This is a genomic window from Nonomuraea sp. NPDC050202, assembly GCF_040656115.1.
Lineage (GTDB): Bacteria > Actinomycetota > Actinomycetes > Streptosporangiales > Streptosporangiaceae > Nonomuraea.
Genome location: NZ_JBFALF010000018.1, coordinates 210,120 through 222,216, shown reverse-complemented (window position 1 = coordinate 222,216; position 12,097 = coordinate 210,120). Strand labels below are relative to the sequence as shown.

The following is a 12,097-nucleotide window of genomic DNA, read 5'->3' as shown; positions in this document are numbered from 1 at the left end:
GCTACCCCTGCCGGCCGGCGCGGCCCAGCACGGTCACGACACCGTCGGGCTCCAGGCGCGCCAGGTCGCCGGTCCGCAGCAGCACGGCCCCGTCGCCCCACGGGTGCGGGATCCAGCGCTCGGCCGTCAGCCTCGGCCTGCCGCGGTAGCCGCGCCCGATCGACGGCCCGCCGACGAGCAGCTCGCCCACCTCGCCCACGCCGACGAGCGCGCAGTCACGGTCCACGATGTAGGCCTCGACGTTGTCGATCGGCCTGCCGACCGGAACGTTGCTGCCCAGCTCCTCGCCGCCCGTCAGCCAGTGGCAGAAGCAGCCGTGCGTCCCGGCCGGCCCGTAGTGGTTGACCACCACGCGCTCGGGGTCGGCCCGCATCCACTCGCGCAGCTCGGGGCCGAAGGCCAGCGGCTCGCTGCCCACCATGAGCTGCCGGGCCAGGCCGCCGCCCGGGACGCCGCGTGCTGCCATCAGGCGCACGTGCGCGGGCGTCAGGTCGAGCAGCCCGCCCGCTGCCGTGCCCGACAGCTCCAGCAGCGCGTCGGCCGTCGCGCCGTCCGGGGCGATGACGATGGGCCAGCCGGCCAGCAGCGGGGTGAAGATCGTGGTCAGGGAGCCGGGGAGGAACAGCGAGGTGCTGAGGAAGGTGACCTCGCCCGGGTGGTGGGCGAAGGCCGTACGGCACCAGAGGGCGTAGTTGACGAGCTGCCGGTGCGTGCCCTCGACGCCCCTCGGCTCACCGGCCGCGCCGGAGGGGTAGAGGACGTAGGCGAGGCTCCCGGCCGACGCCCCGTGCGGCGTCGCCGTGGCGGAGCCGGCCCGCTTCCTCAGGGCCGACAGCGTCAGCACGGTGCCGCCGTGCCCGCGTACCCGCTCCGCCAGCTCGTCGGTGGTGACGGTGACGGCGGCGCCGCAGTCGGCCAGGATCGCCTGGAGGAGCCGCGGCGGGTCGTCGCACGAGAGCGGGACGTACGCGCCGCCCGCCTCCAGCACGGCCAGGATCGCGACCAGCGCCTCGACCCCGCGCGGCAGGAGCACCGCGACCGGCGCCTCCGGCCCGCACCCGGCCTCCACCAGGACGCGCGCCCACGCGGCGGCGGCGTCCAGCAGCTCCCCCCGCGTCACCCGCACGGTGCCGCACCGCGCCGCCAGCCGGTCGCGCGGCAGGTCCTGCGCCCTGATCAGCGCGGTGACGGACGTGTCGGGCACCGCGCGCAGGGGCCCGCGCAGCGCGCTGGCGCCCGTCGCCCTGCCTCCGCCCGAGCCGCCCTGCCACCCGTCGTCGAGCGGCGGGTCCTGCCACCTGGCGCCGATCTCCTCCAGGCACGCGCGCCGCGACCCCGTGAAGCCCTTCGCGGTCCAGCCGGGCGGCAGCGGCGCGGTCACCGGCCAGGTGGACTGCCGCCCGCGGGCGTTGATCACAACCTGGAAGGCCACCTCGTCGTAGTCATCCCACAGCGCGATCTTCCTGGGCATCCGTCAAAGCCCCCAAGGCGAGAATGCGTGCCGCCACGTCGATCGACCTGGTGATTCGCGAAAGGTCCCCCCGACCGCGGCAGAGATCCACATCGACAGGCACATGACAGCACACCCCCTTGCCCCGGTCAACCCATGGAAACGGTCAAGGGACGGGCTCGCCGTGCAAGGAGTTCACCTCGCCGAAACCTACGAGGGTGGCGCGCTGGGTAGAGTCCCGCCATCCTCGACAACGTTGATCCCTTCATCGGTACGGCGGCGACGGACCTGCCACGCGCGCGCGGTCTGGCCGCCACTTGGTGGTGGCCGAAACCGCAGGTGGGCAACACCCACCCGGGCGCCACGTCGCCGCTCGGCATGGTGTCCGCCTGCGCCTACTCCGGCGCGTACCCCACGGGGTACGGCCGGTACGCCAAGAACACCGAGGGCGTGCCCGAGGAGATGTTCGAGCGGCTGCAGGCCTCCGGCTTCACCCACTTCCAGCAGTCCGGCACCGGCGCCATCCGCAAGTACTACAACTACGTCCGCGTCACCCCGATGGTGCAGCCGCTCGACGTGCTCGGCGAGTCCTGGCCGCTGTACGACGAGGTCGCCAGGGCCGGCTACTACGCCGCCACCCTCGACACCGGGATCCGTTGCGAGCTCACGGTCGGCACCAAGGTCGCCGTGCACCGCTACACCTTCCCCGAGCACAGCAGCGCCCGCGTGGTGATCGACCTGTCCTGCGGCGGCCTGGCCATCGAGCTCGGCCGGACCGTGCCGGTGCGCGCCCAGGTCGAGAGCATGGGGCACGGCCGCGTCCAGGGCACGGTGGTGATGGAGGGCGTCCCGCTGTCGGTCTACGTCGAGGTCGACAGCCCCGGCTGGCGGCAGATGCTCTGGTACGACCGCCGCCTCATCGACGGCGGCACCCGGCTCGACTTCGACAGCATCCGGCACACCACGCTGCGGCCCTTCGGCATGCTCTTCATGGGCCCCGCGGCGCCCGGACAGGCCGTCGAGGTGCGGATGGGGTTCTCGCTGCGCGGCTGCGACCAGGCCCGCCGGAACCTGGAGCGCGAGTGCGGGCACAGCGGGCAGGCCTTCGACGAGGTGCTCGCCCGCACCCGCTCCCGCTGGGCCGACCACCTCGGCCGCGTCCAGGTCGAGGGCGGCACGCCCGCCCGCCGTACGGTGCTGGCCACGTCCCTCTACCACGCGCTGATCAAGCCGTGCTTCGCCGACGACGAGAGCCCGTTCTGGCCGACCCCGGGCCCGTTCGCGTTCGACGTGTGCACCATGTGGGACATCTACAAGACCCAGCTCCCGCTGCTGGCCGCCATCGCCCCCGACCGGGCCGCGGACCTGCTGGAGTCGCTGATCAGGGTCTGCGAGGAGGAGGGCAACTTCCCCATCGGCTACCGCATGTCGCGCGGCGCCGACCGGTTCTTCCGCCAGGCCAGCGCGCTCGCGCACACCGCGCTCGCCGACGCCCACGCGCTCGGCACGGCGGACCTCGACTGGAGCTGGGCGCTCGTGCACATGGTCGGCGACCTGCGCCGCGGGTACGGCGAGGACTTCTACGAGCGCGGCGTGGTGCACCCGATCACCCACACCCTCGACCTCGCCTACGCCCACCACTGCACCGCCCAGGTCGCCCGCGCGCTCAACGACGGCGGGCTGGCCGACGACCTGGAGGAACGCGGCCGGCAGTGGCGCAACGCCTTCGACCCCGGCACCGGGCTGCTGCGCGACTCGGAGTTCTACGAGGGCGGCAAGTGGAACTACTCCTTCCGGCTGCTGCACGACATGGCCGCGCGCATCGCCCTGGCCGGTGGCGACAGCGCCTTCGTCGGCAGGCTCGACCGGTTCTTCGGCTACGGCGCCGAACCGGTGGACCGGCCCGGCCGCCGCCCGCGGCCGGCGGAGATGGCCGCCGGCTACGCGCTCAACCGCTTCGAGGGACTCAACAACGAGCCCGACATGGAGGCGCCGTGGGCCTACCACTACGCCGGCCGGCCCGACCGCACGGCCGAGGTGGTGCACGCCGCGCTGACCTGGCAGTTCGGCACCGGCCCCGGCGGCCTGCCCGGCAACGACGACTCCGGCGGCCTCAGCTCCTGGTACGTCTGGGCGTCGCTGGGGCTGTTCCCCGTCGCGGGACAGAACCTGTTCCTCCTCGACACGCCCGCCTTCGCCCGCGCCGTGCTCAGGGCGGGCGGCAACGAGTTCGTCATCGAGACCAGCGGGCACCGCGAGACCCCCATCGGCGCCGAGGGCCTCGACCGTGACCCGCCGGCGCAGTACGTCCAGGAGGCCACGCTCAACGGCAAACCCCTGCACGCGGCGCACCTCAGCGCCACCACCGTGCACCAGGGCGGGCTGCTGCGCCTGCGGCTGGGCCCGGAGCCGTCCGCGTGGGGGCGCGGCCTCCGCCCGCCGTCCCTGTCCGATCCGCTCCCGACACCGGAGGAAACGCGATGACTCACCTCCCCCGCCGTCTCGTCATCGTGGTCAGGGCCGACCCGGTCATCTGCGGCCATTCCGGCGAGGCGCGCAACCTCGCCGAGGTCGCGCTGACCCGCGGGTTCGCCGACGTACGGCTGCTGACCTGGCCCATCCCGGCGCTGCGGGCGGCGGGGCTGCCGCTCAAGCCGCTGGACCGGCTGCTGCCGTACAGCGAGGGCATCACCGTGGAGCGGCCGGAGCCGGTCGGCGACTACCGGGTGCCCGACGGGCGCTACCAGGCCGGGCTCACCGGCCGGCTCGTCGAGCTGCTGGCCGAGCCGTACTCCACCACCTGCCTGTCCATGTACCTGGCCCCGCACACGCCGGTCGTCGTGGACGCGGTCGCCGCCGCCCGCGCGGCCGGGTTCGCGCCCGGCGTGCGCACCGTCGCCAAGGCGGTCGGCTCCGACGTGACCAACGTGATCAAATCCTGCCTGCGCGAGGGCCGGTTCGGCGCGGCGACCGTGCTGTTCACCACGTTCCTGGCCAACGACGAGGTCGTCGCCGTCTCCGAGTACACCAGGCAGGAGATCGTCGCCTCGGCCGAGCAGGTGGACGACCGCTGCGGCACCGCCTTCGCCGAGCAGTGCCGGCGCCGCGTCAGCGTCAGCTACCCGCCGATCGACTCCTCCGCCTTCCTCGACCTGGACCCGGAGTCGACGCGGGCCGCGCTCGCCCGGCGCGGCCTGGAGCGTGACGGGTACATCCTGTTCCTGTCGCGGGTGACCAGGGCCAAGGGGATCGACGACCTGCTCGCCGCCTACCGCCGGATGCGCTGCCGGTCGCGGGTGAGGCTGGTCGTCGCCGGCACCGGGCCCATGCTGGAGCAGGCGCGGGCCATGGCCGGCCAGGACGATCGGGTGACCTTCCTCACCGACGTCGACGACCGCGAGAAGGCGCCGCTCATGCGGGGCTGCGCGGCGTACGTGCTGCCCACCAAGCCCGAGCCCGACTTCGTCGAGACGTTCGGCATCGCCCTGGCAGAGAAGATGCTGGCAGGCGGCGGGCCCATCGTCACCACCCCGACGGGCGGCACGCTGGAGGCGGTCGGCGACACCGCCGTCATCGTCCCGCCCGGCGACGCCGCCGCCCTGGCGCAGGCTGTGGACCGGGTGGTCATGGAGCTGTCCGCCGCCGAGCGTCACGACCTGGAGCTGCGGGCCTGCACCCGGGCGATGGCCTTCGACCGGGCGGCGGTGTTCGACGGGCTGTTCCCCCAGGAACCGACCGCGCTCGGCGCCGCCTGACCCCCGGCCGCGGCTGTCCCCGCTTGCCGTCCTCGGCGGGCTCCTCACGGGGGAGCGGGCGGACCGGCGGGTCAGCCGCGCAGGCCGGGCGCGTCGATGACGGCTGATCGGAGTCCTCGCAGCCCGCCAGGGGCGGACATCGAGCCTCTCGTGAGCAGCGGCTGTGTCCGCATTCGCGCAGGCTCGCGTAACGATCCGGTGACGAGGGCTTCCGCGCCACTGTGTGACCGGTCACAGTGGCAGGCGTGTGACCGGTCACACCCGCCGAGAGGACACCCATGCACCGACACCGCTTAACCGGGCGAGCCATCACCGCGGTGGCCGTCCTGGCGCTAGCCTCCCTGACCATGACCCCGGCCCGTGCCACAGCCGCCCCCGACGTGGTCACCGTGGACTTCGCCCAGCGCACGGGCCCCGTCCACGGCGGCGCGACCGGCATGCTGTACGGCCTGTCCGACCCGGGCGTGCCGGGAGACGCGCTGCTCGCCGGCGCCCGCCCCCGTACCGTCGCGCAGAAGGCCCCGGACGGCGACCAGCATCCCAACGGCGACGCGCTCGTGATCGCGGACGGCTTCCTGGCCGCCGGCGGCGAGGAGATCGTCGTCTACATGCAGGACGTCTACAGCCGCTGGCCGTACGAGAACCTGGGCATCGACGACTACCTCGCCAAGGTCGACACGATGGTGCGCAAGGTCGTCCGCGAGCGGCCGTCGGACAAGGACAGGTTCGTCTGGGTACCGTTCAACGAGCCCGACTACATCTGGTACCAGGACTGGGACACGCTCAAGGAGAAGTTCTTCAGCGACTGGAAGGCGGTCGTCGAGCGCATCCGGTCCATCGACCCCCAGGCCAGGATCGTCGGCCCGAACGAGGCCCGGTACAACCCCGGCCGCCTGCGCGACTTCCTCACCTGGGCCAGGGACGCCACCTGCGGCGGCGGCGACTGCCTGCCCGACATCATGGCCTGGCACGAGCTGTCGCGCGACAGCCTGGCCGGCTACCGCGGCCACCACGAGCACTACCGCGCCCTGGAGCGCGAGCTGGGCATCGGCCCGCTGCCCGTCAACATCGACGAGTACGGCAACCGGCGCGACATGTCCGTCCCCGGCCAGCTGATCCAGTGGATCTCCATGTTCGAGGACACCAAGGTCGACGCCGACATGGCGTACTGGACCTACGCCGGCAACCTCGACGACCACGCCGTGCGCACCCGCCAGGCCAACGGCGGCTGGTGGCTGCTCAAGTGGTACGCCGACCTGACCGGGGAGACCGTCAAGGCGACCCCGCCGCGACTGAACGTCCCCGACACCGTGCAGGCCGTCGCGGCCATCGACGCGTCCGCGCGGCGCGGCACCGTCCTGGTCGGCGGCGGCGCCCAGCCCGTCCGCCTCGACGTCACCGGGCTGGACCCGGCCCTCTTCGGCGGGCAGGTCGACGTCGTCGTGTCGAGGACGACCTGGACGGGGTACGAGGGCGACGCGCTCAAGCCGTCCGTCGTCGCGGCGCGCCGCACCACCACGCCCGGCGGTAAACTGCGCATCGACCTGCCCGGCGGCGACGTCATGGCCGCCTACCGGGTGACCATCGTCCCGTCGAGCGGCCGGGCCCCCGCCGCCGACGCGCCGTGGACGGCGTCGGTCGAGGCCGAGTCCGCCACCCTCACCTCGGCCCAGGCCTACGACCAGGACACCACGGCGGACCCCCAGAAGTACGCCACCTCCGGCAAGCGCGACGTCGGCTCCATGAACCGGCCGGACTCGGCCGTGACGTTCCCCGTCACCGTCCCGCGCGACGGCCGCTACCGCCTCGGCGTCTACCACGGCGCGAACAAGGCGCCCGGCAGGCACGCGCTGTTCGTGGACGGCGCCCTCGACCAGCTCGTGCAGTACTCGGCCACCCTCGGCTGGACCTACCGCGGCCGCACCGACGTCGAGCTCGAGCTGACCGCCGGCACCCACCGGCTCTCGCTGCGCACCAGCGCCGACGGCACGACCCTGCTGCCCGGCAGCGACATCACCCTCGACAGGTTCGACCTCACCGAGGTCACCGGGCCCGAGCGGGCGGCCTACCCGGCCGACGAGGCCAGGCTCACCGGCGGCGCGAGCCTCACCCGCTCCGGCGCCGGCCCCGCCATCGCCCTCGGCGGCGGCGCCCGCGCCACGTTCTTCGTCGCCGCCGGCGAGGACGGCTACCACGACCTGACCCTGTCGTACCGCTCTGACAGGGCCGGCGACCTCGACGTGCGCGTCGACGGGCGCGCGGTCCCCGGCGTGCGGGCGGCACGGCCCGGTGACGGCGCCTCGCGCCTTCGGGTCCACCTGCCGGCCGGGATCTCGAAGGTCGAGGTCGGCGGCCCGGCGGGGCTGCACCTGCGCGAGCTGGTCACCGTACGGGCCGAGCAGGCGGACGCGGCGGTGCACCGGGTCGAGGCCGAACAGGCCCGCCTGGCCGGCACGGCCCGCGTGGTCGGCGCGGGCGGCGGCTCGAACGCCTCCGCCGGCGCGTACGTGGGCGACCTCGGCAACGGCGCGGCCAACACGCTCACCCTCACCCGGCCGGCCGGGTTCGGCCCCGGCCAGTACGTCCTGGTGACGCACTACGCCAACGCCGACAGGAACACCGGGCACGCCTACAACACCGACGTCATCAGCCGCTTCCTCGACATCACCGAGACCGGCGGCGCGACGACCCGCGGCGTGTTCCGGCACAACTACGCCTGGGACAACTTCTGGCCCCAGGCCACCCCGCTCACCCTCACCACCGCGAACGGCGCCCTCGTCCTCGGCAACGCCGGCGCCTTCGGCCCCAACATCGACCGGCTGGAGCTCGCCCGGTTCGTGCTCGAAGTGGACAACCAGGCCTGAGCCTGGCGCGGCCCGCCGCGGGGAACCGCTCCCCCCGGCGGGCCGCCCCCTGGCGCGCCGGCGTGGTCGATCGCCATCCTGTTGGCACACCTCCGAGCCCGCAGGGAGTCACGATGATCGCCAGGATCTGGCACGCGACCGCCACCCAGGACGGCGCCGACGCCTACCGGCGTCACTTCACCGGCGCCGTCCTCCCGGAGCTGCGCAGGACCGACGGGCATCGAGGGGCCTACGTGCTCCAGCGGGTCACTGATGACCACGTCGAGCTGCAGGTCATCACCCTCTGGGACTCCCTCGACTCGATCAGGGGTTTCGCCGGGGACGACCCCGGCACGGCGGTCGTCGAGCCGGAGGCCCGGGCCGTCCTGCTGACCTACGACACCACCGTCACGCACCACGACGTCCTCACGGCCACCGGAGCCTGAGCTGACCGCCACCCGCGCGGTCGGGGCGGTCCGGCGCGCGTGAGATGCTGCGAGGATGACCACGACTGAACATGCCGAACCGGCCCCCCGCCGCAGGCGGGGCCGTCCAGGCCATGACCAGTCGGCGATCCTGCGCGCCGCTGTCGAGCTGTTCAACCGGCGTGGGTACGACGCCACGAGCATGGGCGACCTGGCCAAGGAGCTCGGGCTGACCAAGCCGGCCATCTACCACCACGTCACCAGCAAGGAGCAACTGCTCGGCCAGGCGCTCGACGACGCGCTCGACGAGCTCACCACCGTCGTGACCGAGGCGTCGCGCGAGCAGCCCGGGGCCGGCGCCTACCAGCGGCTGCGCGAGGTGGTGCGGCGCAGCGTGGAGGTGCTGGTCGCGCACCAGCCGTCCGTCACGCTCCTGCTGCGGGTGCGTGGCAACAGCGAGATCGAGCTGGCCGCGCTGGAGCGGCGGCGCTGGCTCGACGACCGGCTGGCCGCGCTCGTGGCGGACGCCGTCGCCGAGGGCGCGCTGCGCGACGACGTGCCGCCCGCGCTGGTGAGCCGGCTGCTGTTCGGCATGGTGAACTCGCTGGTGGAGTGGTACCGGCCGGACGGCGCGTACGACCAGGCGATGGTGGCCGACGCGATCACCTCCATCGCCTTCGACGGCCTCGCCCGCCACGAGCCCTGACCCGCCAGGGCCTGGCGCTCACCAGGTGTAGAAGCCCTGCCCCGTCTTGCGGCCCAGGTGACCGGCGGCGACGAGGTCGCGCAGGATGCGCGGCGGTTCGAAGCGGGGGCCGAGCTCGCGGGCCAGATGCTCGGCGATGGCCAGGCGCACGTCCAGGCCGACGATGTCCGTGGTGCGCAGCGGCCCGACCGGGTGGCGGTAGCCGAGCGTCATCGCGGTGTCGATGTCGGCCGCGCCGGCGACCCCCTCCTCCAGCATCCGCATCGCCTCCAGCGCCAGGCACACCCCGAGCCGGCTGCTGGCGAACCCCGGCGAGTCCGTCACGGTGATCGGCGTCTTGCCGAGCGCCGCCACCCAGCCCTGCGCCCGCGTCAGCAGCTCGGTCTCCGTACGCGGCCCCGCGACGATCTCCACCAGGTCGCTCACCGGGACGGGGTTGAAGAAGTGCAGGCCGAGGAAGCGTCCGGGCGCCGACAGCCCGGCGGCGAGCCCGGCCAGGGACAGGCTGCTGGTGTTGGTGGCGAGCACCGCGCCGGGAGCCTGCTTCTCGGCGACGGCCAGCACCCCGGCCTTCAGCGCCGCGTCCTCGGGGACGGCCTCGATCACCAGCTCGCAGCCGGCCAGCCCGGCAGGATCGGCGGTGGTCCGCAGCCGGGAGGCCGCCGCCTGCGCCGGCTCGGCGAGCGTGCCCTTCGCGGCGGCCTTGGCCAGGCTGTCACCGACCCTGTCGCGCGCCGCGGCGGCCGTCTCGGCGGAGCTCTCCACGATGACCACGTGGCCGCCCGCGACGAGGAACGCGTGCGCGATGCCGGCCCCCATCCGCCCGCCACCGACGACTCCCACGGCCCTGGGCAGGTCAGCGTTCATCGATTGCCTTCCTTCCGGTTGCGTCGCTCCAGGAACGCCGTCATGCGCGCCTGCTTCTCCTCGGTCTCGAACAGCACCGCCTGCGCCACGTCGTCCACGAACGGGTGAGCGCCGCGCGGGGCGTGGAAGACGGCCTTCATCAGCCGCGTCGCCAGCGGCGCCTGCGCCGCGATCCGGTCGGCCAGCAGGTGGCCGGTGGCGAGCAGGTCGTCCGGCTGCACGATCTCGTTGAGCAGGTGTACGGACTGCGCCTCCTCGGCCGTCAGCACGCGGCCCGCGAGCAGGATCTCCTTGGCCAGCGGCTCCCCGACCAGCTCGGCGAGCCGCCAGGCGGCGCCGGCGGCGGCGAGGATGCCCAGGCCCGTCTCGGGGTTGCCGATGCGGGTGCGCGGGGTGCCGATCCTGAAGTCGCAGGCGTAGGCGAGCTCGGCGCCGCCGCCGAGGGCGTAACCGTCGAGCAGGCCGATGGTGGGCATCGGCAGCTTGTGGATCCGGTCGAAGATCTTGGAGTTGATGCCGCGCAGCGCGTCGTCGCGGCCGCGCTCGCGGAGCTGGGCGATGTCCGCGCCGGCGGCGAAGGTGGTGCCCTCGCCGATGATCAGGACGATCTTCGGCTCGTGTTCGACGGCGGCGCACGCGTCGTGCAGGGCGCGTACCAGCTCGTGGTCGATCGCGTTGCGGACCTCGGGGCGGTTGAGCCGCCACACGACCCGGTCCTCGCCCTCCTCGACGCGCAGGCCCGGCCAGCCGTTCGTCTCCTGCCCGCCGCTCATGGCCGCTCCACCAGGAGCGCGCTGCCCTGTCCGACGCCCACGCACAGGGTGGCCAGCCCGCGCCGGCCGCCGGTGCGCTCCAGCCGGCCGAGCAGGGTGACGAGGATGCGGGCGCCGGAGGCGCCGAGCGGGTGGCCGAGGGCGATGGCGCCGCCGTCGGCGTTGACCCGTTCGAGGTCGAGCCCGAGGTCGCGGACGCAGGCCAGCGACTGGGCGGCGAACGCCTCGTTGAGCTCGACGGCGTCCAGGTCGCCGACGTGCCAGCCGGCGCGTTCGAGCACCTTGCGGGTCGCGGGGACGGGACCGATCCCCATGATCTCGGGCGGCACCCCGGCGTGCGCGGCGGCCACGAGCCGCGCCCGCGGCGTCAGGCCGTGTCGCTCCAGGACGCGCTCGCTCACCACGACGACGGCCGCGGCGCCGTCGTTGAGCGAGCTGGAGTTGCCGGCGGTGATGACGCCGCCGGGGCCGTGGATCGGGCGCAGGCGGGCCAGTCGCTCCATGCTCGTGTCCGCCCGGGGCCCCTCGTCGGCCTCGACCACGTCCTCGCCGGCCGGGCCCCTCCCGGCGGCGCCCGTGCCGACCGGCACCGCGACGATCTCGTCCGCGAACCGGCCCTCCTTGGCCGCCGCGACCGCCCGCTGGTGGGAGCGGAGCGCGAACGCGTCCAGCTCGTCACGGGTCAGCCCCCACCGCTCGGCCACGGTCTCGGCGGTCTGCGGCATCGAGGCGGTCGTGGCGGCGTCGAAGCGCGGGTTGGTGAAACGCCAGCCGATGGAGGTGTCGAAGGACGCGCCCGGCTTGGCGAACGCCTTGGCCGGCTTCTCCGTCACCCACGGCGCCCGGGTCATCGACTCCACGCCGCCCGCGACGACGACGTCGGCGTCCCCGGCGGCGATGAGGGCACGCGCGGTGGTGACCGCGGTGAGCCCGGAGGCGCAGAGCCGGTTGACGGTGAAGCCGGGCACCGAGTCGGGCAGGCCGGCCAGGAGGGCGGCCATGCGGGCCACGTTGCGGTTGTCCTCGCCGGCCTGGTTGGCCGCGCCCAGCACCACCTCGTCCACCAGGTCGGGCGCGATCCCGGCGCGGGCCACGGCCTCCCGCACGACGAGGGCGGCCAGGTCGTCGGGGCGGACGTGGGCGAGCGCGCCGCCGTAACGGCCTATCGGCGTCCGCAAGCCGGAGACGACGAAGGATTCGGGCACGTGCAGCTCCCTGTGATCAATGAACGGTGCGGTGGTCGTGGGTCAGGCGGATGGGCGGCGTCGTCCAGGTCAG

At 74.0% G+C, this 12,097-nt stretch carries 9 protein-coding genes; 5 read left to right on the top strand and 4 right to left on the bottom strand.

Annotated features, from left to right (window positions below; genetic code table 11):
- Position 1: 1 nt before the first annotated feature.
- The gene (locus tag AB0I79_RS37430; protein ID WP_357883937.1) at positions 2 to 1,471 is read right to left on the bottom strand and encodes an AMP-binding protein; all 1,470 of its coding nucleotides are present in this window, start codon (positions 1,469 to 1,471) and stop codon (positions 2 to 4) included.
- A 222-nt stretch (positions 1,472 to 1,693) separates the two neighbouring features.
- Here AB0I79_RS37430 and AB0I79_RS37425 point away from each other — a divergent pair, with 222 nt between their 5' ends.
- From AB0I79_RS37425 to AB0I79_RS37405, 5 genes are all read left to right on the top strand, one after another.
- Entirely contained in the window at positions 1,694 to 3,934 is a 2,241-nt protein-coding gene (locus tag AB0I79_RS37425) for a glycoside hydrolase domain-containing protein (RefSeq protein ID WP_357883998.1), read from the top strand.
- Positions 3,931 to 5,205: a glycosyltransferase family 4 protein gene (locus AB0I79_RS37420; RefSeq protein WP_357883934.1), complete on the top strand. Its 1,275-nt coding sequence runs from the start codon at positions 3,931 to 3,933 to the stop codon at positions 5,203 to 5,205. The genes AB0I79_RS37425 and AB0I79_RS37420 overlap by 4 nt, the downstream gene beginning before the upstream one ends.
- A gap of 347 nt (positions 5,206 to 5,552) precedes the next feature.
- Positions 5,553 to 8,069 carry a hypothetical protein gene (locus AB0I79_RS37415; RefSeq protein ID WP_357883931.1) on the top strand — a complete coding sequence of 839 codons (2,517 nt, stop codon included), beginning with the start codon at positions 5,553 to 5,555 and terminating at the stop codon, positions 8,067 to 8,069.
- A 113-nt stretch (positions 8,070 to 8,182) separates the two neighbouring features.
- Positions 8,183 to 8,494, top strand: coding sequence for a hypothetical protein (locus AB0I79_RS37410; RefSeq protein WP_357883928.1), 312 nt, complete (start codon positions 8,183 to 8,185; stop codon positions 8,492 to 8,494).
- 55 nt (positions 8,495 to 8,549) lie between these two features.
- Entirely contained in the window at positions 8,550 to 9,179 is a 630-nt protein-coding gene (locus tag AB0I79_RS37405) for a TetR/AcrR family transcriptional regulator (protein ID WP_357883925.1), read from the top strand.
- Between the two features lie 18 nt (positions 9,180 to 9,197).
- On the opposite strand, the gene AB0I79_RS37400 is transcribed toward AB0I79_RS37405, so the two are convergent.
- From AB0I79_RS37400 to AB0I79_RS37390, 3 genes are read right to left on the bottom strand one after another with little or no spacing between them, the layout of a single operon-like run.
- Positions 9,198 to 10,046: a 3-hydroxyacyl-CoA dehydrogenase family protein gene (locus AB0I79_RS37400; RefSeq protein ID WP_357883922.1), complete on the bottom strand. Its 849-nt coding sequence runs from the start codon at positions 10,044 to 10,046 to the stop codon at positions 9,198 to 9,200.
- On the bottom strand, positions 10,043 to 10,819 hold the full coding sequence (locus AB0I79_RS37395; RefSeq protein WP_357883919.1) for an enoyl-CoA hydratase/isomerase family protein: 777 nt from the start codon (positions 10,817 to 10,819) through the stop codon (positions 10,043 to 10,045). The genes AB0I79_RS37400 and AB0I79_RS37395 overlap by 4 nt, the downstream gene beginning before the upstream one ends.
- Entirely contained in the window at positions 10,816 to 12,024 is a 1,209-nt protein-coding gene (locus AB0I79_RS37390) for a thiolase family protein (protein ID WP_357883916.1), read from the bottom strand. Before AB0I79_RS37390 ends, AB0I79_RS37395 begins: the two co-directional genes overlap by 4 nt.
- Between the last annotated feature and the right edge of the window lie 73 nt (positions 12,025 to 12,097).